Here is a 21,262-nt window from a genome sequence, read left to right as displayed (position 1 = left end):
TTTAGTAATCGCTAACTTGAGTCAATTTTTTCAGTAAATATAAATATTTGTACTTTCACAAAAGCCAAAGCTGCCTAAATAAATCAGTATATGGGACAAAATGCAAAAGTAGATGCAGACTCTTTTTTAGTTTGTGGACTCGGCAACCTGGGACAATATTGTGTATCTGTGTTGAAAGAGTTTGGTGTGAAGGTAAATGCCATTGAAGTTACCAATACTCAAAAATGGGAAATTCCTGATTTACCTGACTTTATAGACAAACTGGTAATTGGTGATTGCCGCCAACCTAAGATCTTAGAACAGGCAGGAATTCGCTACTGTCGGGCGATTTTGATTGTTACTAGTGATGAACCAGTGAATATTGCAGCGGCTTTTGCGGCGCGATCGCTAAATCCTAAAATTCGTTTAGTTATTCGATCAGCGCAGGAAAATCTTAATGAATTACTGAGTGAAAATTTGGGTAATTTTGTTGCTTTTGAAGCTACTCAGTTACCAGCCAAAAGCTTTGCGATCGCTGCTTTGAGCAGTCAAACCAGAGGCTTTTTTACATTAGAAAATCGCTTAGTGCGAGTGGTGAAAGTGCCAATTGACGCTTCCCATCGTTGGAGCGATCGCCGCCGACTTTACGAAATTAATAGCAGCGCTAACCGCCAAGTTTTGATTCACGCTAGAGCCGGAAAACCCACACCCAAGGCTTTCTATCAATGGGAGCCAGATGCCCAAGTCTTACCAGGAGACACCATTACCTATATTGAAGCTACCGAAAATCTAGTTGCTCGCTCAGTCCGGCCTGTCAAAAATTTTGGGCAATTCTGGAAGACGATTTTTACAGAGATGACTTGGCAAAACATCCAAAACAAGCTGAAACAGTTTTGGTCAGAAAGCAGTCAAACTCGTCGTGTAGCTGTGGTTGGCGGTATTTTCATGGTTAGCCTCTTCTTATCTGGAATGCTACTGTACAAACTGCAATATCCCAAAATCAGCTTGCAAGATGCCCTCAATGTCTCCTTAGTTTTAAGCATCGGCGGCTATGATAACTTATTTGGCCAGCTACAAATACCTTTTGAAATTCCTTGGTGGCTGCATCTATTCAGCATCAGCTTGACTGTAGCGGGTACGGTTTTTGTGGGCATTCTTTATGCCGTAATGACTGAACGTGTCTTAGCTGCTAGATTCCAATTTTCTAAGCGTCGTCCTCCTGTGCCGAAAGCAGACCATGTAGTACTGATTGGGTTGGGTAGAGTAGGTCAACGAGTGGCACAGTTACTAGAAGAACTTAGACAACCATTGGTGGGAGTGAAGGCTACTGACCTCGAACCAGGAGTGTTATCGCAGATGCCGCTAATTGTCGGCAATATCCAAAATGCCCTCAGCAAGGTCAACATTACCACTGCGAAAAGCGTAATTGTTGTTACCGATGACGAAGTAGCAAATTTAGAAATAGCTTTAAGAGCGCACGCTGCGAACCCTACAGCCAGTTTGGTGATCCGCACCTTTGATCCACGTTTTAGCGAAAATGTAGCTCGGCTCCTACCCTATGCCAGAGTTTTAGGGGTTTATGCGTTGGCGGCTGAAGCATTTGCGGCGGCCGCGTTCGGTGAAAATATTCTTAATCTATTTCGCTTAAACAACCAAACTACACTTGTGACTGAATATCAGATTGAAGCAGACGATACCCTCAATGGCAAATTGCTGGCTGATATTGCTTACGGTTATGGACTAGTACCAATTCTCCATGCCAAAGCTGATCATCAAATCCCTAAGTTTATGCCATCTAATGATATCAAGCTGGCTGTAGGCGATCGCCTAGTGGTATTAGCCACAATTGAGGGACTACAACGAGTAGAACAGGGCAAGACTATAGCTCGTCAATGGTTGGTGCGAGTAGAGAAAGCTGTATCGCCAGATGCGGCATTTGAAGGAGCAGCAGTCATTTCGCGGGTTTCTGGCTGTGATATGCATCTAGCGAGAACCCTGATGAACCAATTACCGGGAACCTTACAATATCCTCTCTACAAACACCAAGCACATCGTTTAGTCAGCGAGTTGAGTAAATCTCAAGTTTCTGCTCAAATAGTTTCTAATGTTTAAAGATCATCCTTGGGAATATCTTCCCGAAATTCAATCACCAATTGCATGGTTTCTATTACTAAATCTCGTAAATCTCGATTGAGCAATACAGCGCCTTTGGGGCCAAACCAACGGTCAAAAATAGAGACATATTGACTTTGACCATTCACAAATCCTTGCATGAATTTGACCAAAGAATAATTTACTGTATCAAGGAATTTAGAGTTATTCTCAGGAACCATGCAAGCTATCCCTTCTCTCGAATAGGGGCGATCGGGTACGATCGCAAACTCATCTGGATTTTTAGCCTTTTGTAGCCATCCCTCCAGTAAAATGCTATCGGATGAAAAAGCATCTATTTTGCCTTGTTCTAAAGCTGCAAATCCCTCTGCTCTAGTTTTCAAGTACACTAGTTTCGCTTGAGGTTGTGCCTGCTTCATCGCTCGCTCATTTGTAGTTTGTGCCAGTACCCCTACTTTTTTACCAATCAGAGACTCTGGAGAACCTAAATTACTTCCTGATTTGACGAGTAATTGAGTTCCCGTAACACCATAACTAACGGAAAAATCAACTTTTTTATCTCGCTCCCACGTAAAGCTGCTGGCATCGCAAACAATATCAACTTGTCGATTGAGTATTTTAGGAATTCGCTCCGCGGGTGTCAGTGTGACTAATTTTAATTGGATTTTTTTTCCTAGTTCTTTTTCTAACTGTTGTTTAATTAGATTTAGCATATCTACTGAATAACCACTTAACTTACCCTGATTATCAGAGTAAGCAAAGGGAAGAGCATCTTTGCTAGTGCCAGCCGTTAATACGCCTGTTCGAGAAACTTTCTGCATCACAGTTTCTGCCTTTACTACACCAGGCATGGCTGCTGTTAACGTCAGACTCAAAATAGCGATCGCCGCTTTTTTATACATACTTAATTTCGTACTTAGGCTTGATTTACACAATTACCTGGACATTTTCAGCCCAGCAGTCACCAAAACAGAATCCTAACTTGGCGATGATGTATCAAAATACAGCAATTTTCTTTGTAGAGTAAATGGTAATTAGCTACAGCAAGGATTCTTTACATATTGCCTGTTGGCTTTCAATGACCCTCATTGCTCAACACAATACCTTGAGAAACAAGTCAATATTCAACAATCTTTGGACTGTAACAGAGGAAATTGCGCCTATCTTGTTCGGTTCTACGACTGTCGCCACTACACAAATAACTATAACCTCGTAAGTAGTAGGGAAATGCATAATTTCAACGCTGTTAGTCGCTCTTGAGTCAAGGGGTGAAAACCTGTGTACGAATGGATATTGCCAAGTCTGAGTGAAATTTTAGCCGCAAGTCAAACAACTGTGGCTGAATGTTCACCAACCAAAGCAGAGAGGCAGTGGCGCGTCAGTTTAGCAGCTACCGAGCATCTGCTAATCAACTCGTTAGCGCCTGCTTCATCTGGGGCTACTCAGGGATTAATCTTAGCTGCACCAGCACCCTTATTTAGTCAGCCAATCCTGACTCAGAGCTTGCAGACAGTGACTTTTACCGCAAAACCATTTAACCCTTTGGCGTTAATGCCATTTCAAATGCCAGAGGCGATCGCCATAGTAGATGCAGAAACATCTCCCCATGAATCTGTACTACCTTTACTACCTGCCGATCCCCTAGGAGCAGAGCAATTTTGCTTGGTTTTCACAGATAAATTTAGATTAGTGCTGGTGTTGGCAGAACACAAAAATGGTAACAAAACTTTTTCCTTTTCCTTCGAGCCAGAAGTAGTTCAGCAAGCGTGGCGATCGCTAGGGGCGCGAGTTATGCTGAGTAATCCAGATTTCTTTAGCGAATTGGATGCATTAGTAGAACAATATTCCCCAGTAGCGCCAGATTACCGCACTGTAATTCAGTTTAGCCAGTTGTTGCTTCAGGAAGTAACAGAGCCAGAAGAAGATAAAGCGACAAAGGGATACACCGATACGGCGACATCTACTCTGCCTAGCTCTTCGTCAGCAAAAGCGTCTCCTCGCCCCGATGTGGAATTACTTCAAGCCTTTGCCCACGAAGTTCGCACACCTTTAACAACTATTCGCACCATGACTCGCTTGCTCCTGAAGCGGCGAGATTTACCTGCAAATGTCATCAGTCGCTTAGAAATTATTGACCATGAGTGTACTGAGCAAATTGACCGGATGGAATTACTGTTTAAAGCAGCAGAGCTGGAAACTTGTACAACGGTAAAATCTTCAAGCACTCAATTGACACCGATGTCTTTAGATCAAGTGCTGCAACAGAGCATTCCTCGTTGGCAACAAGCAGCAAATCGGCGAAATTTAACTTTAGATGTTGTGTTACCACAACAACTGCCAACAGTGGTGAGCAATCCAAATATGCTGGATAGAATATTGACTGGTTTAATGGAGAATTTTACCCGTAGTTTACCTGCTGGTAGCCATATCCAAGTACAGGTAATCCCCGCGGGAGACCAACTAAAATTACAACTATCGCCCCAAACCCATTGTCAAGATAAAAATAAAGCCGCTACACCTGCAACACCACCAATTCGCAAAGCCCTTGGTCAATTACTGATGTTCCAACCAGAAACAGGTACGATTAGTTTAAATATTGCTGCAACCAAGCATCTGTTTCAAGCAATTGGTGGCAAACTAATTGTACGTCAACGCCCTCAGTACGGAGAAGTATTAACTATTTTCTTACCCTTAGAAGTTAGTGGTAAGCAAAAGTTAGGAATTAGAAATTAGGGGTGAAAAATTTATCATTCACAGTTTAGCAACTTAGATTTATCTTTAAAACTCAGAATTGGGGTATACAAATAGTTTTCCTCTAAACTGTTCATCCCAATATAAATATATAGGGGGCAGGAGATAAGAGACAAAAACATTACCAAGAGGGGTAAAGGAATTAAAGCTAAAACTTTCTCCCAGATGGTATAAAGCCCCTATTTTTAAATATGGAGAATATTAAAAGGAAATTTAGGAGGAAACGTAGTGCGACTCTAAATCAGCGTCTATGCTTGAAACCCCTGTTTTTAAATATGGGGTTCCCTTTCCCCTTTTCCCTCTTCATGGTTCCTGACATCTACCCTCTCAATATGCCTTAATTTATATGCTCTTTGCCATAACTCTAGGTTAAACTTAAAAAAATTGGGATAAAAATCTCTGGCAGTAAATTCAACAAACTACCAATTTTTATCACTCTAGTAACAATGTCTCAAGAGCATAATGAATCACTCCGAATTCAGCAAATAGCTAGTCTTAAGCCAAAACACTTTGCTGATTTGATTAGGGCTGCACAATTAATTTTTGATCCTGCTGCGGGGCTTTCTGGAAGACATATCGAAGTTAACTGGCAAGAGTTCGGTATTCCTCATGATGTGGTAGGAAATCTAAAATTACTTGGTCAGCAATATCAGTACGCATCTCCTCACATTCCCAGTGATATTGTTTGGAGTCAATTGACTCCAGAAACTCGTGTTTGGTTTCTCAACAATAAAGATAAATTATGGGAGTTTGAAGAGCTTTTTCCAGCACTGGACGAAGATTAAACCCTAGCTGAAAGAGTAGGGGGGAGCCACTATGTTGCGTGGGTTCCCAAATCCATCCCTTGGCCAGCTTGAAATAAAAACCGCCACTAGCCAAGGATATAAGTTATTTATGGGAGTATGACAGATGTTGTACTCCTTTAATCTGCGATTTTCTACTAAACCATGACCATAGAAAACTATCAATTTCATTCTTCTTTAATTAACAACCCTAAAAAACCATTAATTATGTTTTTACACGGCTTTATGGGTAATATTAATGAATTTGATGAAGCCATAAAATTATTGGATGACGATTTTTCTTATCTAATACTTGATCTCCCTGGACATGGAAAAACTCAAGTAATAGGTGGCGATGAATATTATACTATGGTCAACACTGCCCATGCCTTAATTAATTTATTGGATGAATTGAACATTTCCAAATGTTTCTTAGTTGGCTATTCGATGGGTGGAAGATTAGCTTTATATCTTGCCCTAAATTTTCCAGAGCGTTTTTATAAAGTTGTTCTAGAGTCTGCTTCTCCAGGTTTAGTAACAGCAGCAGAACGATTAGAACGAGTTAAACGTGATGCTCAAATAGCCAGAAAATTAAAACGAAGTTCAGCCAAAAATGATTTTTTTACTTTTTTATTAAATTGGTATAATCAACCAATCTTTGGTTCTATAAAAAATCATCCCCAATTTGATCAGATGTTAGAAATTCGGTTGCAGAATAATCCCATTGAGTTAGCTAAATCTCTACAATTTATGGGTACTGGTAGCCAACCTGCTTTATGGGGAAAATTTACAGAAAATACACAACCTTTACTATTAATTGTTGGAGAATATGATCAAAAATTTATAAAAATTAATACAGAAATGGCTAAAAAATGTGAAGTTGCTAATTTAAAAATAATTGATGATTCTGGACATAATACTCACTTTGAAAATACCTGTAAATTTGTGCAATATATTAAAGACTTTTTTTTATAGTGCATACCTTCAGTTAAACCAAAAAGCCTCATGTAGAGATGCGATTTATCGCGTCTTATAAAATCAATAACCTATAACTGCGTAATCGAACATTATTAAAGTTGCGAAAACCATATTCAAACCTCTTAAAAAGTTTAAGCCTAAAAACAATACCCCCCTCCGCCGCCGGAGAGGGGTTAGAGATGAGATATCAAAATTCTCACCAGATGAAATTCACCACTACCTAATAAGCATCTTGCAATTCGTAGAAATCAGGTGAGATGTAATCCTTTCGCAAAGGCCAGCCTACCCAATCTTCCGGCATCAAAATCCGCTTCAAATTAGGGTGTCCTTCGTAGATAATGCCAAACATGTCGTAAGACTCGCGCTCTTGCCAGTCTGCGGTCTTCCAGATCCAGTATACTGAAGGCACTACGGGATTTTCTCTGGGCAAAAACACCTTCACCCTTACTTCTTCAGGTTTATCAGCATTATCACCAACTTTAATCAAATGATAAACACTAACTAAATCCTGTCCTGGGCCCAGGTCAATGCCAGATTGAAACTGGAGATAATTAAACCCATAGGCATACAGGGCTGTAGCGGTGGGGAGCAAGAAATCTGGCTCCACTTTTATTATCTCTACGCCATTCTTATCTGGTTCTAAAAACTCATGCTCAAAGCCATTTTCCGCCAACCATTGGGAAACTTGGCCGGCTTTAACCAAAGAGTCTTCCGCTGCTGGTACTGGTTTAGATTCTTCTTCAGCCACGGTTTTGCTCCTCCTTTTGAGTTTTTGCTGTCAGCAGTGCAGGTGGTACAGGTAAACCAATTGCTTCTGTCAACTCCTTCGGTGGTGCGGAGCGAGTGTCTGACTGCAAATACTTACCAGTTAAAATTTGTGCCGTAGGCTTGAGATTGTGAGTGGTGCTGTAGAAACGGTGAGTTTGCTTGATTTGACCGCGTTCTTGCATTGAATCATTGGCTATCTTTTTCCGTAGCTTAATGATCGCATCAATAATCGCTTCTGGACGGGGAGGACAACCAGGCAAGTACACATCCACGGGAATTAATTTATCGACCCCACGTACAGCGGTAGGAGAATCCACGCTGAACATCCCGCCAGTGATTGTGCAAGCGCCCATCGCAATTACATACTTAGGTTCGGGCATTTGTTCATAAAGACGCACCAATTGGGGTGCCATCTTCATGGTAATTGTCCCTGCCGTGATAATTAAATCAGCTTGACGGGGGCTAGAACGGGGAATTAACCCGAAACGGTCAAAGTCGAACCGAGAGCCAATTAAAGCTGCAAACTCAATAAAGCAGCAAGCTGTACCAAACAGTAACGGCCACAAACTCGAAAGCCGTGCCCAGTTGTAGAGGTCATCAACCGTTGTCAGAATTACGTTTTCTGAAAGGTCTTGAGTGACTTTAGGACCCTCAATAGGGTTGATGATTCGTTCTTTGTCCTGGGTTGTTAAATCAGAATTCAAGACCATTCCAAAGCTCCTTTACGCCATGCGTAGACTAGGGCAACTACAAGAATTGCAATAAAAATTAGGGCTTCAATGAATGCCAATAGCCCCAGACGATGGAAAGCCACCGCCCAAGGATATAAGAATACAGTCTCCACATCAAAGACGACGAAGACCAGTGCAAACATGTAGTAGCGGATGTTGAATTGAATCCAGGCTCCCCCAATTGGTTCCATGCCAGATTCGTAGGTGGTACGCCGTTCTAGGCTATTACCAGTAGGTCGGAGGAGCTTGGATGCTGAAAGTGCTAAGGCAGGCACTAGGCTACAGATGATGAAAAAGCCTAGAAGGTATTCGTAACCGCTGAGGACAAACACAATGAATATCTACCGCTTATGGTGTAAATTAAGGCTGTTACTTTCTTTTACATTATATCTTTTTGACTTTTCTGAAATCTGGGAAACAAAAGGATTTCAGGTATTTAATTCGTTTTTGCTAGTGATAGAAAAGTCTAACAGTTATGTCATAATTTTTAACGTATATTTAATAATTCCCTTCTGCGAGGCCCTAGCCATGAGCGAACAAGCTGTTGATACTTCGCTGTCAGACCGCTACGAGTGTCGCGCCTGCGGTTATGTTTACGAACCTGAAAAAGGAGATAGTAGCCATGATATTACCCCAGAAACGCCCTTTGCAGAATTACCTGTAAATTGGCGTTGTCCAGTTTGTACTGCTAAGAAGACCGCTTTCGCCAACATTGGCCCTGCGGGTACAGCATCTGGTTTCAAAGAAAATCTAAGTTATGGATTGGGTGTTAATCAACTAACGCCAACGCAAAAAAATATCTTGATTTTTGGTGCTTTGGCTCTTGGTTTTTTGTTCTTTATCAGTCTCTACGGCTTACAATAAGACCCGTTATCTTTTTTACCCAATCCGTAGGGCCACTATTGCCCTAAAGGTCAAAAATTTAGAGAACCACTACACAAATTTAGAAAACAACTAAGAAATACTGATGCATTCAATAGGTATTGTGAAAAATTGGCAAAGAATATTTGCCTTGTTGATAGTAGTTCTACTATGTATAGGTTGTAGCAAAGTACCCTCTACGAGTTACAATCCTTGGGAAATAATTTCTGTGCCCACAGACGCTAAGCTGCTGGATATTGCTTTTACTAATAACCCCCAGCATGGTTTCTTAGTCGGTAGCAATGCCACTCTTTTAGAAACCAATGACGGTGGTAATACTTGGGAACCTTTAACACTGGCACTAGATGATCCTAGGTCTCGCTTTGATTCAGTAAGTTTTGCTGATCAAGAAGGCTGGATTGTTGGAGAGCCTTCTTTACTTTTGCATACCACCGATGAAGGCCGTTCTTGGTCACGCATTCCCTTAAACGAAAAGCTACCAGGTAGCCCGATCGCCATCAAGGCACTAGGAAATAATACCGCTGAAATGGCTACTGATGTAGGAGCAATATATAAGACCACAGACGGTGGTAAAAATTGGAAAGCCCAAGTAGAAGCAGCTGTCGGTGTGGTGCGTAACATGGAACGTTCTGCTGATGGCAAATATGTTGCTGTTTCCGCTAAAGGTAGCTTCTACTCAACTTGGGAACCAGGACAGAATGCTTGGGTACCCCATAACCGTAATAGTTCTCGTCGTGTAGAAAACATGGGCTTTTCTGAGAATGGACAGCTATGGTTATTAGCACGGGGAGGTCAAGTACAGTTTAGCGACCCAACTAAACCTGAAGAGTGGCAAGAAGCACAAAGTCCTGAGTTGGCCACAAGCTGGGGTTTACTGGATTTGGCATATCGTACACCTAACGAAATTTGGATAGGTGGCGGTAGTGGCAACTTACTGCGGAGTGCTGATGGTGGCAAAACTTGGGAAAAAGACCGTGCAGTTGAGAGCGTAGCTGCTAATTTGTATAAGGTAGTCTTTTTTCAGCCAGACCAGGGATTTGTCATTGGCGATCGCGGTGTCTTACTAAAATACCAACCAAACCTCGAAAAAGCCTCCCCCGCAGAGTCCGCTTAATAGCACCTCAGCCATAAGTATTTATCTCTATTTCTGAGAAGAACGTTGCAACTTGTAACTCTTTCTAAACTTTGTAGGATAATAGACTCAATAACATCTTTGTGAAGGCAGGAATCTAGATGTCAGGTACTACTGGAGAACGTCCGTTTTCGGACATTATTACCAGCGTTCGTTACTGGGTAATTCACAGCATCACCATTCCAGCATTATTTATTGCTGGTTGGTTATTTGTCAGCACCGGACTGGCTTATGATGTGTTTGGCACACCCCGTCCGGATCAGTATTACACACAAGCACGGCAGGAAGTGCCGATTGTGAAGAACCGTTTTGAAGCTAAAAAACAAGTTGAACAATTTATCGGAAAGTAGTTTGGGATCATGACTAGCGGCAATAACATTAATCAACCAGTTACCTATCCAATTTTTACAGTTAGATGGCTGGCAGTTCACACTCTAGGTGTACCAACCGTCTTCTTTTTGGGCGCGATCGCCGCAATGCAGTTTATTCAACGCTAGGAGCCAATCATGGAAAAAACGCCCAATCCTAATAATCAGCCGGTTGAATTAAATCGGACTTCCCTATACCTGGGACTACTACTGATTTTTGTCCTAGGGATTCTATTCTCCAGTTATTTCTTTAACTAACTGGAATCGGTGTTGTAAATCTGTGTTTATTTAACCTGTGTTGATTTGTTGTTAAGAGAGGAAAAAGCTGTGTCTGCTGGAAGCGGGAGAATTCCCCTGTGGGTCGTCGCTACGATCGCAGGATTAGGTGTAATTACTGTTGTAGGCATTTTCTTTTATGGAGCCTACGCCGGAATCGGTTCTTCGATGTAAGAATTACCTCAGTTCAATACCATTTAGTCTGGATTTTCTAAAATTTATTTAGAAATCGGCATTAAAAAACCGCCTGTCTCCATGAGATAGGCGGTTTTTCAAAAATTGATTAGTTGCACAATCAAGTCAACAAACAATAGGTAATAAGTGCAGTAACTAATTACCCATTGCTCAACTAGTCTATATCATTGCTTTCAATGTATAAAAACAGAAATGCGAATGTTATAGCTGGCAAAACCCAACCAATTATGGGAACAAAGATAGAAGGCAAAAATGAAGCTGCCATAGTAAATATTCCTGTTCAATCACACTACAATTCAAAATGAGCTTACTGCAAATTCAGCGGCATTTTGTAAAATCTCAAGATTTTTAACACAGCTTCGCTCAAGAGTGTTCATATACCGAACAATTCATCTAGTTGCAAATTTGGCAAGTCTGGAGGAATCACACTCCGCACTACTGTGACTTTGTGACTCTCCTGTTGGGTAGCCACATTTAAAGCGATCGCTTCCAAACGAACTTCCAAACAGCCGAAGGGAACATTTAATTGAGTAATTACTTCTAACCCCCCCCCAGGACTTGGTAACAGATCTTTAAGCAAATGAGGCCCATCCAGCAACCAGCGAGTTTGGCAATCCTCAACCCATAGCTTCACAACAACTTGGTGGCTGACATCAGGCAATTCTACGCGCACTCTGATCAATTTACCGGCGATCAGTTCACCATCTGGTACATGTAACTGCGGAACTGGCAAAGGTTCACTACTTACCTCAGCTATATGTAGAGGAATAGATAAATCTGAGATTGGTTGCGCCTGAGCTTCGTAAGTATGATTACTCAGTGCTTCTACTCCGGTCTCACTATATGTATCATCTACAACAATTTCTTGAGCTAACCAAGCTGGGGGAACCTTGATAGAAGGGGCAGGTAGTAGTTGTGGAACTTGCAGTAGTGACAAGGAAGTTTCTGGCAAAGTACTTTCTACGTCCGGGTTTTCAAGTGTATTATCTTCTATGTTTTCTTGTGTACTGATATCTTCGGCTTCAGGCAACTCCGTATCTGTCTTGATTTCCATTTCATCATCTAAGTTTAATGACAAATCGACATCCACAGCAGGAGTTTGAGCGCTCAACACCAAATCATCAAGAACATCAGGATCATTATCTGGAGATGGTAAATATAGGGGTTCAGACAAGGAGTATCCTTGGCTGTGCATCCATTTTCTAATTAGGGGGGATGAGACTTCCGAATTCGCTGGTACATCTGCCTCTGTGTCAGAGTCATCAATTAATTCCACATTTGTTGAGGCTAGTACTTCTGTTACAGAATCATCTTGGGGTTGGGCATTATCGGCTAAAAGTTCGGGTTTATTTTTATCTTCAACTAAGGTTGTGTCTATTTGTATTGAGTCCTCTACCGGCTGTAACGCCAATACATCTAACTCATCTGGTGCATTACTTTCCACTTTTGGATTGTCAATAGGCAAGGCTTGGAGTCGTTTCAAATAAGGAAAACTATTGCCAAACATCGACACTCGACGATTCTTGATCACCAACTGCTCTAAGTTAATCGGGGCTACAGTAGTGATTGAGTTAACGGAAACAGTAGTATCACCTTTCTCTAAAAGCTGCTCTGGAAACTCTGTAACAGCTGTATCCGTGATATCTGCTTTAGTTTGGTTTTCAGGCAGTTTTGGAAGTTGCGGAGATCGGGAATCCACTAATTTATTGAAGGTAGATTCCTGAAGATTGACTTCTTGTAGAACTCGCAGATTAATAGACGATGTTAGGGGCTGATTTGGCGATAAATCGGTAGGCTGAGACTGATTTGTGGGTAGGGTTCTGACTAGGTTGAACAGTTTTAAATCGATGCTGATTGATGTTTTTGGTTTTTTGGCAGCATCTGATATTGGTGATGGGTTCGAGTCATCACGCAAATCGGCTTGACTAGATTTTGCCGCGCCTGTGATTGCCAGTAATTCTGTCACATCAGCTGTAATTGTAAAAGATTGGCTAGCTAGCAGCGTCACTTCACCAAGGTTAGTGAGTGCGCCATACAAACTCATGTCTGCCAAAATCAGCTTAGATTCACAGTCGGCAGGAATATCAATGGAGGTGTTAATGGTGAAGGGTAGTGACGTGTTAGGTAAGGATTGCCGTACTTGGGTTAAAATTTCCGTTTTTAAAGGCGATCGCAGTTCAATTCGTAGTTCCAATGCATGGAGGTGTTCTGGGTATGGTGTATCACTTTGTAGCTCTACACACCCATTAATAATCAACGCTTGCCCCCAACTAGCAATGTAACTTTCTTGATTTAGGGTTAGCAAAAGTGGAGGCGCTGGCTGTATGGCTGGAGAATCCTCAACTTTTTCATCCTCCAGCAAAGATTCACTAACAGGTAAAGCTAACTCTATTAAATTTTGTAAAATTTGCTCTGCTGTTTCACCTTTGACCCAAACTGGGCTGACAGGCTGATCAATAATAGCCTCTTCTGGCTTTTCCAGAGTATATACTACAAAGTCACTCTCAAAAGTAGCATCTTGATAATGGGGCGAGTTTGCCTCTTCTATACTCTCCCCGCTATCCAAATTTTCTGCTCCCGCCTCACCTACTTCTTGAGGCAAGACTTGCAAATGAATGCTGTATTGCCAGGATTTACCCAAAAGATCCGACATTAAGTCGCCAGAGCATTGCAACTCCCAACTTCCCGGCTTGAGATGAGTAAAGGGAATTACCGCCATTAATCCTTCTGAGTTAGTACGCCGCGATCGCTTTTGAATTCTCCGCTTTGGAGGAACTTCCTGGGTTGAAGAATGAATTACCCGTATTTCCACATCTGTATTAGGAAGGTTAGAACGAGCCAAAACTCGATACCGACCTGCCGAAATTTCTATATTTGGCGATTCCAGGGTATGCCAAGAGCGATCGCCCTGTCTCTGAATCAGAAATTGCCAGTGTTCCATTTTAAGTGATGCCCAGACCGAAGAGCCGCTGAGTAATATTGTGTATTATCTTGCTTGCAAGTTTACCTCAGCAATCTGTAATTGCATCACATAATGTAATGTTTTGATTCAGACATTAGCTGTATTGAATAAATAATTAAGTTGGTTCAAGGCAAGGAATACCCAACAAACGCATGTAGGGTTAGGTTAATAACCTCACCCTTATAAATTTCAACTATGGCTATAGTTGAAAAACTTGATATTTCACACAGTCTTAGACGCTATAGCGGTTTTGATAGTGAGCCAAAATTTGCTGGACACGTTGGCGACTTTCTGAGTTAGAGTTTTGTGTCCAAGAAATCCACAAGCCACCGACTTGGCTTTGATTGTAATCAAATTGTTGGGATGACTGAGGAATCAAACCCACTTTTATCCCTTCGACTTGACGCAAATGAGCTACTATCTCTCGATAGATTGCTAAAGGTAAACCAACAAATTCAATTTTTTCTTTGGTCTCCATGTTTATGAAGCTCCAACACTAAAAGGATTTTGAGGAGGTGTTGTTACTGAGATAGAATTTCCCCCAGTTGTAGCTGATGGCGTGGAACCAGTGGGTGTTTCTCCTACCATTCTGGCAACTTCAATACCATATTGTTCCAGAATCACGATTGGATTGGAACCCTCATTCATTTCAATCCGTTTAATTAGTAGACCATTGGCCAGTCGTTGTCCTGCCTGTACATAGCGACTTGCCTGCTCGTTCGGTACTTTGATAATTGCTTGGGGTTCTCTACCAATTAGAACTACACCAGTCACAATAACTGCTCTTGCTAGTTCAGGTTGGGCTGGTGGTGGTAATACAGATACTAAAGTAGGATTGGCAACAACTTGGGGCAAAACCTTTGGTAAAACTTGAGCTAAGGCAGGGTTGAGTTTTGGTTTGGCAGTTTTTGCTACTGTTGCTTGGGACAAAACAGCACTGCGTTGTCGTCCTGCAATTAACACACCTCGATTAGGGGTATTAGGTAGGGGAGGCAACACAGGAACTTTTTTGGCAACCGTACTTGTGGACATTTCATAAATCGGCGTTCCAATAATTTGGGCAAATGGGTCAGTCCGCCCTTTTGATATTATGGTTACCCGTTCTGTAGCATTAGTAAGCTGAATTAGATTAGAAGTGCCAGAAGCATTTGCGGGAGCCTCCTTGGCAACTATTAGAGGGTTATTAAATGATTGAGTCTTTGATGGTGCTTTAGCTATTAAAGATTGAGCAACTGGTGGCGCTTTTAATGCTGGTGTTGTAGGCGGGGTAGGATTAGTAGCTTGCTGTGTATCTTCTGATGCACATCCAGCGATCGCCAAACTTAAAATAGTTGCAAATGCAATTTTTGATTTTCTGCCCATGAGCTGTTCTCAAAAGCCATAAGAAATTTGCTTGTGGAAGTTAACAATGCCTATTTGTGTTATTGGCAAAGTATGTTCCCTTTATAACCTAATTTTTTACATTTCAAGGGTTATTTTTAGCACTACCAATCAGGGGTAAATGCGGGTTAACCTAACTTGGGCTTAATCTTCTCCTACACACATGAGCTGCTTCAACAAATCTAGACCTTTTTTGACTCTACGAGAAACCGTGACTACACTAATCCCTAAGTGTTCTGCCACTTGCTTTTGTGTCAAATCTTGTAAAAATACACATTCCAAGACTTCACGGGTACGCTTTTCTAACTGAATCAATGCTTGTTGTAGACGAATTTGGTCTTCTTGCACTAGTTGAAAACTGCGGTAATGCGGATCGGGAACCAATTCTCCTAAGCTTGTAGCTCCTTCTTCACCATCTTGGATAGGAACATCTAAGCTTAAAGGAGCGCGGTTGATCCATGCTAATTTAATTTCCTGCCATTCCTCTGTAGAAATTGTTAGTGCTTCAGCTAATTCAGAGTCAGTAGGTTGGCGGTTATATTTTTCGCGCAATGAACGCGAAACTCCTATTGCTTGCTGTTGCAACGCTAAATAGCGCCTGGGAATTCGCACTGTGACACCTTTGTCTCGGAGGTAGTGTTGAATTTCACCACGAATATAGGGCATAGCAAAGGAACTGAAGGCATGTCCTTTAGAAATTTCAAATCTTTCAATCGCCCTAATTAAACCCAAACAACCAACCTGGAGTAAGTCATCGTAGCTTTCATGGCATTGATTCATCCAGTAGTGAGCTTCTTTTCTCACAAGTCCAAAATTAAGTTTCACCAGTTGATTGCGAACAGTTTCAGAGCGAGATTGCTGATATTCTCGCAACAACTGCCAAATTTCGTGCTTCAATTCATTGGTTGCTGTGGTAGGCATAGCACCGGGTTTATTTAGTAAATAAACATCAAATACTCGCTCTTAAACAAAGTTACGATTGTGCGGATTCAAAGCAAATATCATGCTATTTGCCCCAATGAATTTATATGGGACTGACCATTGAGCAAAATTTAAATAAGCGAAATCGGTATTTTGTTTGTTATTTAGAGCTAGTATCAGCTGTAGCTTTTACAAACTACATAGAAACAAAATATGAAATTTTATACTAAATTTAAAACCGGGATTGTACTTAATTTTATGAATGAATTATGAGGGCTATTTCTCATAGCTTTTCTTGACTATCAAGACTTTATTGGTCAGTAAAGTTACTGGAGTGGTTAACTATAATTCATATAAAATAAAGTGCAGATAACTTAAAAATAAGTAAACTGACTGTTCTTGTCTGCGCTTACTGAGGTAAGGTCTAATGCAACTCTAAGAATTCTTGCTAATATCACCTGTATTCTCGTCAGATATAGTACTTAAAGCCATAGAAACAGCACAGTATTCTAAGTACTGAATACTGAAGTTAATACCAAATTTTTTACATATCTAGTAAAACGAAAAGAAACTAGTACGGTGTGGCGGAAGTCAAAAAGTTACAATAATTAATTTTATTCTCGAATTATTCACTATTTTGAATAGCAGCTTTATTTACGCTGTAATTTACTAGTAATTAGCTTGATCGACGCGAAAACGTTTAACCTATGTCGTAAAATTTTGATTGAAAAAACAAATCTTTATTTTCAGTATGGAAAATTCACAAGATTTATATATTGTCAAACGTCCTGCTGGGCATTGCGAAATCGTCCCCAGCGACCAAGTTGGGGACGATAATGCAGAAATTATAGAGCAGTGGGGGCCTTTTACTTCAGAGTCGGAAGCGATCGCCCGCCGTATAGGATTAATTAGGGCTGGTAAATGCCAAGCTATCTAAATGCAAAAGGCAAAAGAAGTATTATCTTTCACCTTTTTTCTTTTTAATTCTTTTCGGAGCTAGTAAGTCCTCTAGCAGCAATTTGTTTACCTATCACTTCCACTGCTTTAGCAAATTGGGGGTCTGCTAGTGTGGCAAGTTTATCACGCTCCCGGAGCCACAAATCTTGCCTCTGGGCATCAGTCAAATCCACCTTGATATCTGGATCAACTCCATGCTTATTAATATCTTTACCACTAGGCGTATGATATTTAGCAATTGTCACCGCCAGTCCTGAACCATCGTCTAAGGGACGTACTGATTGCACCAGTCCCTTGCCAAATGTTTGAGTACCCACCAAAGTAGCACGTTTATTATCTTGTAATGCCCCTGAAAGGATTTCACTGGCACTGGCTGAACCTTTATCCACCAATACCACCAGTGGTTTAGTTGTTAAAGCACGTCCGTTTGCTACTTCTCGCTCTTGTTCACCTTGACGGTCAATGGTAGAGACAATCGTGCCGCTATTTAGCCACATCCGGGCAATTTCAATACTAGAGTATAGTAAACCCCCAGGATTGCCACGGAGATCTAGGATATACCCAGAGACCTTTTTGCTTTCTAAATCTTTGATGGCGTTTTGCATTTCCTTACCAGCATTAGCACTGAACTGGTTAAGGCGAATGTAGCCAAGCTTACCTGCTGGTGTTTGCTTTTGAGAATATTTGACCGGATGAATTTCAATCCGCGCCCGTTTGATTTGAAACTGCTTTGTTTGACCGCTGCGCCTAATTGTCAGGTTTACGGTTGTTCCTGGTTCACCTCGGATTAAAGATACTGCTTGATTAGTATCCATCCCCTTAGTACTTTTACCGTTAATTTGGGTAATTTCATCCTTTGCTAAAATTCCCGCCTTAAATGCGGGTGTATCCTCAATCGGCGCAATTACAACTAACTGCTTAGTTTTTTCATCTTGACTGATTGTGATACCAATGCCTGTGAGTTCTCCAGAGGTATCCACTTGCATGTTTTTGAATTCCTCTGGGTCCATAAACCGGGTGTAGGGATCATCCAGCCTTTTGAGCATTTCCCGAATGGACTTATAAGCTTCTTGCTGACTACTGTAAGACTTGTTCAAGTACTCCTTACGAACAGCCTGCCAATCTACTTGGTTAAAGGTACCATCTACGTATTGGCGGTTAACAATTTGCCAAACTTCGTCTACCGTTTCCTTGGGACTTGCTTTAAATAAAGCCTGACCTCGCGAGTGGATACCAAGACTAGTAACAGCAATCGTGGAGAGTGTCACTGCCGTAGCACCCAAAACAAGTCTACTTTTTGTAATCACCATAATGACAGTTTTGTCAGAGGGAAAAATTATAGTCAGTATGCCCAATCTAACACAGGGTACATCGTACAGGCCAAGCATGTATTTCTAATTCATTAAAATACTTGACAATCCGGCGAACTTAGGAGACTAAGTATAGGGCATGGGGCATGGGTTAAGAAGGGGTAAAGGGGAATGGGTAAGGGGGAAAGGGTTTATTTCTTTGTCCTTTACCCTTTACCCGTTAACCTTTTCCCCTATTGTTGCTTCCCTGCTCCTCTGCTCACGCTAATTCCTTTATGGTTCTACCCAACGTCCATCTGTTTTAATCAGGTTAATCAATTCTTCTACTCCTTGTGCTTCTGGGACTTTTCTAATTTCTTCTCTGCCACGATACAAAGAAATATAACCAGGAGTCTTACCAACATAACCATAGTCGGCATCTGCCATTTCTCCAGGGCCATTAACAATGCAACCCATGACGGCTATATCTAACCCGGTCAAATGTTTGGTGGCTTCCCGGACTTTATGCAGTACTTCCTCCAAATTAAACAAAGTGCGTCCACAGGAAGGACAAGCGACGTACTCCACCATTGTTTTCCGCAACCCTAAAGCTTGCAGAATACTGTAGCAAACAGGAATTTCTTTTTCTGGTGATTCTGTAAGTGAAACGCGGATTGTATCGCCAATGCCATCCGCAAGTAAAGTGGCAATACCAGCCGTAGATTTTATGCGTCCGTATTCGCCATCACCAGCTTCCGTAACGCCTAAATGTAGGGGATAATCCATACCCAATTCATCTAAACGCTTAGCCATTAGTCGATAAGCGGCTACCATCACAGGTACCCGTGAGGCTTTCATCGAAATTACTAAGTTACGGAAGTCTAAAGATTCACAAATGCGAATAAATTCTAAGGCAGATTCCACCATCCCTTCTGGGGTGTCGCCGTAGGTAAATAGCATTCTTTCAGCGAGAGAACCGTGATTTACACCAATTCGCATCGCTTTACCTTGGTCACGCAGAGACACAACTAGCGGTTCTAGAGTTTCGCGGATTTTTTCACCAATGTCATCAAATTCGGCTTTAGTATATTCGCTTCTATTAGAGTTGGGTTTTTCAAATACATACAACCCCGGATTAATTCGCACTTTTTCTATATGTTTAGCGACTTCCAGAGCAATTTTCATGCCGTTGTGATGAACATCGGCAACAATTGGCACGTCTTGATAGGTTTTAATTAATTTTTGTTTAATTTCCGCCATCACTTTGGCGTGAGCCATACTTGGCACTGTGACGCGGACAATTTCACAGCCAATTTCGTGCAAACGACGAATAGCCGCGACAGAACCATCAATATCAAGTGTGTCTTCATTAATCATTGACTGCACCACAACGGGGTAGCCACCTCCAATGGTGACATTTCCCACTTTTACGGGGCGAGTTTTGCGCCGCTTGATAGTGGTCTCAAAAGTGGGTTGTTCTGCTGTGGTATTGGAAGTTGTAAGAGTCGGCAGAGTTTGCATAACCCCATTAGGTAAATTTGCTGTAGCTAAAATATCAGATTGAAAAGTCTCTGTCTCTCAAGATTGCCACAGGACGAGCTTTTTTGGATGATGAGGTAGCAAAAAATAAAATTAAGAGTGAGGTGAAGAAAGTACAGGCGACTTGAAATTGAAAATGAAAGTCTATAAGGTATGGTTAGCGATGCATTTTTACTGAGTTATAAATTATACAAGTAATATCAATGCTTTTATGACGCAATTTGTAATACCTGTAATTCACTCAATTTTTGACGGTGCGGCTTTAATTGCCACAGTACTTGGCGAGTATTCAATTCAACAGCCTTATAGCTGCAAGTTATACAAACGTGGACTTAACGATACTTATCTAGTAGAAACTGAGGGTGAGAATTATATTCTGCGGGTTTATCGGCGTAGTTGGCACAATAAGGAAGAGATTGATTTTGAATTAGAACTCCTAGCATTTTTACATCAACAACAGCAGCCCATAGCTTACCCTATTGCTAGAACAGACGGTAATTTTACTACAGAAGTTTTAGCACCTGAAGGTGTGCGCTATGCCTCTGTATTTTCCTATGCACCAGGATATGCAGTTAATGAAAAGCTTGATCATAAACAAAGTTATACTTTAGGAGAGGTACTGGCAAAAATTCACCAGACGCTAAATAAATTTCAAAGCAGCTTTAGCCGTCCTGTATTGAATAATGAATACTTGCTAGATTGGTCAATATTAAAAATTAAGTCTCTCTATCAAGACCGGGCGAAGGATATCAATTATTTTCAACAACAAATAGAAATAATTAAAAGCCAACTGTTAGAAATTAAACTATCTTTATTAGCACCTGAATATGGAATTTGTGTTGGCGATGTTCATTCCGGTAATGCCCATTTTACTAAACAAAATCAGCCCACATTATTTGATTTTGACCAATGCGGTTATGGTTGGCGTGCATTTGATATTGCCAAGTTTTTACATGCAGCAATGAAGATGAAGATAGATATTACTGTTAGACATAGTTTTATTGAAGGTTATCAAGCTATTCGTCAACTCAATGAAACTGAAATAGCTTCAATTCCTATATTTATTAAAGCTGCTCATATTTGGGTAATGGGAATTAGTGCAAATGCGGTTGATGATGTTTTAGCTTATGGGTGGTTTGATAATGATTGGCTGGATGGACGATTATCTATGTTGAGAGATTTTGAATGACGCAGATAGTTAAGTTAAGAATAAGAAATAAGGATAAATTAACTTTAATAATTAAAAAAAGCGCAAATTTT

23 protein-coding genes are annotated in these 21,262 nt (G+C 41.1%); 12 read left to right on the top strand and 11 right to left on the bottom strand.

The window, feature by feature from the left end; translation table 11 throughout:
* Positions 1 to 90 precede the first annotated feature (90 nt).
* Positions 91 to 2,091 carry a potassium channel family protein gene (locus I8751_RS09175; protein WP_214438862.1) on the top strand — a complete coding sequence of 667 codons (2,001 nt, stop codon included), beginning with the start codon at positions 91 to 93 and terminating at the stop codon, positions 2,089 to 2,091.
* Here the strand turns inward: I8751_RS09175 and I8751_RS09170 are convergent.
* The gene (locus I8751_RS09170) at positions 2,088 to 2,993 is read right to left on the bottom strand and encodes an amino acid ABC transporter substrate-binding protein (RefSeq protein WP_214438861.1); all 906 of its coding nucleotides are present in this window, start codon (positions 2,991 to 2,993) and stop codon (positions 2,088 to 2,090) included. The genes I8751_RS09175 and I8751_RS09170 overlap by 4 nt on opposite strands.
* A 376-nt stretch (positions 2,994 to 3,369) precedes the next feature.
* Here I8751_RS09170 and I8751_RS09165 point away from each other — a divergent pair, with 376 nt between their 5' ends.
* The 3 genes from I8751_RS09165 (at position 3,370) to menH (ending at position 6,599) form a co-directional block, all read left to right on the top strand.
* Positions 3,370 to 4,824 (top strand): sensor histidine kinase, encoded by a 1,455-nt coding sequence (locus I8751_RS09165; RefSeq protein WP_214438860.1) that lies wholly within the window; start codon positions 3,370 to 3,372, stop codon positions 4,822 to 4,824.
* Between the two features lie 464 nt (positions 4,825 to 5,288).
* Positions 5,289 to 5,627, top strand: a complete 339-nt coding sequence (locus I8751_RS09160; protein WP_214438859.1) for a hypothetical protein — start codon at positions 5,289 to 5,291, stop codon at positions 5,625 to 5,627.
* Between the two features lie 162 nt (positions 5,628 to 5,789).
* A complete protein-coding gene (menH, locus tag I8751_RS09155) occupies positions 5,790 to 6,599 on the top strand; it encodes a 2-succinyl-6-hydroxy-2,4-cyclohexadiene-1-carboxylate synthase (RefSeq protein ID WP_214438858.1) in 810 nt (269 codons plus the stop codon).
* 223 nt (positions 6,600 to 6,822) lie between these two features.
* Here the strand turns inward: menH and I8751_RS09150 are convergent, their stop codons facing one another.
* From I8751_RS09150 to ndhC, 3 genes are read right to left on the bottom strand one after another with little or no spacing between them, the layout of a single operon-like run.
* Positions 6,823 to 7,350 carry an NAD(P)H-quinone oxidoreductase subunit J gene (locus tag I8751_RS09150; protein ID WP_214438857.1) on the bottom strand — a complete coding sequence of 176 codons (528 nt, stop codon included), beginning with the start codon at positions 7,348 to 7,350 and terminating at the stop codon, positions 6,823 to 6,825.
* Positions 7,343 to 8,080 carry an NADH dehydrogenase subunit K gene (locus I8751_RS09145; RefSeq protein ID WP_214438856.1) on the bottom strand — a complete coding sequence of 246 codons (738 nt, stop codon included), beginning with the start codon at positions 8,078 to 8,080 and terminating at the stop codon, positions 7,343 to 7,345. The genes I8751_RS09150 and I8751_RS09145 overlap by 8 nt, the downstream gene beginning before the upstream one ends.
* A complete protein-coding gene (gene ndhC, locus I8751_RS09140; RefSeq protein ID WP_190702296.1) occupies positions 8,071 to 8,433 on the bottom strand; it encodes a photosynthetic/respiratory NAD(P)H-quinone oxidoreductase subunit C in 363 nt (120 codons plus the stop codon). Before ndhC ends, I8751_RS09145 begins: the two co-directional genes overlap by 10 nt.
* 196 nt (positions 8,434 to 8,629) lie before the next feature.
* Here ndhC and I8751_RS09135 point away from each other — a divergent pair, with 196 nt between their 5' ends.
* From I8751_RS09135 to I8751_RS09110, 6 genes are all read left to right on the top strand, one after another.
* Positions 8,630 to 8,965 carry a rubredoxin gene (locus tag I8751_RS09135; protein ID WP_214438855.1) on the top strand — a complete coding sequence of 112 codons (336 nt, stop codon included), beginning with the start codon at positions 8,630 to 8,632 and terminating at the stop codon, positions 8,963 to 8,965.
* A gap of 112 nt (positions 8,966 to 9,077) precedes the next feature.
* On the top strand, positions 9,078 to 10,097 hold the full coding sequence (locus I8751_RS09130) for a photosynthesis system II assembly factor Ycf48 (protein ID WP_214438872.1): 1,020 nt from the start codon (positions 9,078 to 9,080) through the stop codon (positions 10,095 to 10,097).
* 119 nt (positions 10,098 to 10,216) lie between these two features.
* Complete coding sequence (gene psbE, locus I8751_RS09125; protein ID WP_214438854.1) at positions 10,217 to 10,465, top strand: cytochrome b559 subunit alpha; 249 nt, start codon at positions 10,217 to 10,219, stop codon at positions 10,463 to 10,465.
* Positions 10,466 to 10,474: 9 nt separating this feature from the next.
* Positions 10,475 to 10,612 carry a cytochrome b559 subunit beta gene (psbF, locus tag I8751_RS09120; RefSeq protein ID WP_015115279.1) on the top strand — a complete coding sequence of 46 codons (138 nt, stop codon included), beginning with the start codon at positions 10,475 to 10,477 and terminating at the stop codon, positions 10,610 to 10,612.
* Between the two features lie 9 nt (positions 10,613 to 10,621).
* Entirely contained in the window at positions 10,622 to 10,741 is a 120-nt protein-coding gene (locus I8751_RS09115; protein ID WP_214438853.1) for a photosystem II reaction center protein L, read from the top strand.
* Positions 10,742 to 10,810: 69 nt separating this feature from the next.
* Positions 10,811 to 10,933 carry a photosystem II reaction center protein J gene (locus tag I8751_RS09110; protein ID WP_190409178.1) on the top strand — a complete coding sequence of 41 codons (123 nt, stop codon included), beginning with the start codon at positions 10,811 to 10,813 and terminating at the stop codon, positions 10,931 to 10,933.
* 175 nt (positions 10,934 to 11,108) lie between these two features.
* On the opposite strand, the gene I8751_RS09105 is transcribed toward I8751_RS09110, so the two are convergent.
* The 5 genes from I8751_RS09105 to I8751_RS09085 all read right to left on the bottom strand — a co-directional run bounded on the left by I8751_RS09105 (position 11,109) and on the right by I8751_RS09085 (position 16,217).
* Complete coding sequence (locus I8751_RS09105; protein WP_214438852.1) at positions 11,109 to 11,219, bottom strand: photosystem I reaction center subunit VIII; 111 nt, start codon at positions 11,217 to 11,219, stop codon at positions 11,109 to 11,111.
* A 108-nt stretch (positions 11,220 to 11,327) separates the two neighbouring features.
* Positions 11,328 to 13,895 carry a hypothetical protein gene (locus I8751_RS09100; protein WP_214438851.1) on the bottom strand — a complete coding sequence of 856 codons (2,568 nt, stop codon included), beginning with the start codon at positions 13,893 to 13,895 and terminating at the stop codon, positions 11,328 to 11,330.
* A 253-nt stretch (positions 13,896 to 14,148) separates the two neighbouring features.
* Complete coding sequence (locus I8751_RS09095) at positions 14,149 to 14,394, bottom strand: hypothetical protein (protein WP_214438850.1); 246 nt, start codon at positions 14,392 to 14,394, stop codon at positions 14,149 to 14,151.
* Between the two features lie 2 nt (positions 14,395 to 14,396).
* The gene (locus I8751_RS09090; RefSeq protein ID WP_214438849.1) at positions 14,397 to 15,278 is read right to left on the bottom strand and encodes a hypothetical protein; all 882 of its coding nucleotides are present in this window, start codon (positions 15,276 to 15,278) and stop codon (positions 14,397 to 14,399) included.
* A gap of 162 nt (positions 15,279 to 15,440) precedes the next feature.
* Positions 15,441 to 16,217 carry an RNA polymerase sigma factor SigF gene (locus I8751_RS09085; protein WP_214438848.1) on the bottom strand — a complete coding sequence of 259 codons (777 nt, stop codon included), beginning with the start codon at positions 16,215 to 16,217 and terminating at the stop codon, positions 15,441 to 15,443.
* Between the two features lie 751 nt (positions 16,218 to 16,968).
* Here I8751_RS09085 and I8751_RS09080 point away from each other — a divergent pair.
* The gene (locus tag I8751_RS09080) at positions 16,969 to 17,154 is read left to right on the top strand and encodes a DDE transposase family protein (protein ID WP_214438847.1); all 186 of its coding nucleotides are present in this window, start codon (positions 16,969 to 16,971) and stop codon (positions 17,152 to 17,154) included.
* A 43-nt stretch (positions 17,155 to 17,197) separates the two neighbouring features.
* On the opposite strand, the gene ctpC is transcribed toward I8751_RS09080, so the two are convergent.
* Together ctpC and ispG are read right to left on the bottom strand one after the other, a co-directional pair.
* Positions 17,198 to 18,484 carry a carboxyl-terminal processing protease CtpC gene (ctpC, locus tag I8751_RS09075; RefSeq protein WP_214438846.1) on the bottom strand — a complete coding sequence of 429 codons (1,287 nt, stop codon included), beginning with the start codon at positions 18,482 to 18,484 and terminating at the stop codon, positions 17,198 to 17,200.
* Positions 18,485 to 18,757: 273 nt separating this feature from the next.
* On the bottom strand, positions 18,758 to 19,984 hold the full coding sequence (gene ispG, locus I8751_RS09070) for a (E)-4-hydroxy-3-methylbut-2-enyl-diphosphate synthase (protein WP_214438845.1): 1,227 nt from the start codon (positions 19,982 to 19,984) through the stop codon (positions 18,758 to 18,760).
* Between the two features lie 229 nt (positions 19,985 to 20,213).
* On the opposite strand from ispG, the gene I8751_RS09065 reads away from it, so the two are divergent.
* Positions 20,214 to 21,191 carry a phosphotransferase enzyme family protein gene (locus I8751_RS09065; RefSeq protein WP_214438844.1) on the top strand — a complete coding sequence of 326 codons (978 nt, stop codon included), beginning with the start codon at positions 20,214 to 20,216 and terminating at the stop codon, positions 21,189 to 21,191.
* Positions 21,192 to 21,262 lie beyond the last annotated feature (71 nt).

Origin of the sequence: Atlanticothrix silvestris CENA357 (assembly GCF_016056295.1) — a bacterium.
Taxonomy (GTDB): domain Bacteria; phylum Cyanobacteriota; class Cyanobacteriia; order Cyanobacteriales; family Nostocaceae; genus Atlanticothrix; species Atlanticothrix silvestris.
The sequence above is the reverse complement of the archived record's forward strand: the minus strand, read 5'-3'. Positions and strand labels throughout refer to the sequence as shown.

What these genes read in the sequence shown, in the direction of transcription:
- I8751_RS09175 (WP_214438862.1), top strand. Translation starts at nt 91, where the DNA reads ATGGGACAAAATGCAAAAGTAGATGCAGACTCTTTTTTAGTTTGTGGA.
- I8751_RS09170 (WP_214438861.1), bottom strand. Translation starts at nt 2,993, where the DNA reads ATGTATAAAAAAGCGGCGATCGCTATTTTGAGTCTGACGTTAACAGCA.
- I8751_RS09160 (WP_214438859.1), top strand. Translation starts at nt 5,289, where the DNA reads ATGTCTCAAGAGCATAATGAATCACTCCGAATTCAGCAAATAGCTAGT.
- menH (WP_214438858.1), top strand. Translation starts at nt 5,790, where the DNA reads ATGACCATAGAAAACTATCAATTTCATTCTTCTTTAATTAACAACCCT.
- I8751_RS09145 (WP_214438856.1), bottom strand. Translation starts at nt 8,080, where the DNA reads ATGGTCTTGAATTCTGATTTAACAACCCAGGACAAAGAACGAATCATC.
- I8751_RS09135 (WP_214438855.1), top strand. Translation starts at nt 8,630, where the DNA reads ATGAGCGAACAAGCTGTTGATACTTCGCTGTCAGACCGCTACGAGTGT.
- psbE (WP_214438854.1), top strand. Translation starts at nt 10,217, where the DNA reads ATGTCAGGTACTACTGGAGAACGTCCGTTTTCGGACATTATTACCAGC.
- psbF (WP_015115279.1), top strand. Translation starts at nt 10,475, where the DNA reads ATGACTAGCGGCAATAACATTAATCAACCAGTTACCTATCCAATTTTT.
- I8751_RS09115 (WP_214438853.1), top strand. Translation starts at nt 10,622, where the DNA reads ATGGAAAAAACGCCCAATCCTAATAATCAGCCGGTTGAATTAAATCGG.
- I8751_RS09105 (WP_214438852.1), bottom strand. Translation starts at nt 11,219, where the DNA reads ATGGCAGCTTCATTTTTGCCTTCTATCTTTGTTCCCATAATTGGTTGG.
- I8751_RS09100 (WP_214438851.1), bottom strand. Translation starts at nt 13,895, where the DNA reads ATGGAACACTGGCAATTTCTGATTCAGAGACAGGGCGATCGCTCTTGG.
- I8751_RS09095 (WP_214438850.1), bottom strand. Translation starts at nt 14,394, where the DNA reads ATGGAGACCAAAGAAAAAATTGAATTTGTTGGTTTACCTTTAGCAATC.
- I8751_RS09090 (WP_214438849.1), bottom strand. Translation starts at nt 15,278, where the DNA reads ATGGGCAGAAAATCAAAAATTGCATTTGCAACTATTTTAAGTTTGGCG.
- I8751_RS09085 (WP_214438848.1), bottom strand. Translation starts at nt 16,217, where the DNA reads ATGCCTACCACAGCAACCAATGAATTGAAGCACGAAATTTGGCAGTTG.
- I8751_RS09080 (WP_214438847.1), top strand. Translation starts at nt 16,969, where the DNA reads ATGGAAAATTCACAAGATTTATATATTGTCAAACGTCCTGCTGGGCAT.
- ctpC (WP_214438846.1), bottom strand. Translation starts at nt 18,484, where the DNA reads ATGGTGATTACAAAAAGTAGACTTGTTTTGGGTGCTACGGCAGTGACA.
- ispG (WP_214438845.1), bottom strand. Translation starts at nt 19,984, where the DNA reads ATGCAAACTCTGCCGACTCTTACAACTTCCAATACCACAGCAGAACAA.
- I8751_RS09065 (WP_214438844.1), top strand. Translation starts at nt 20,214, where the DNA reads ATGACGCAATTTGTAATACCTGTAATTCACTCAATTTTTGACGGTGCG.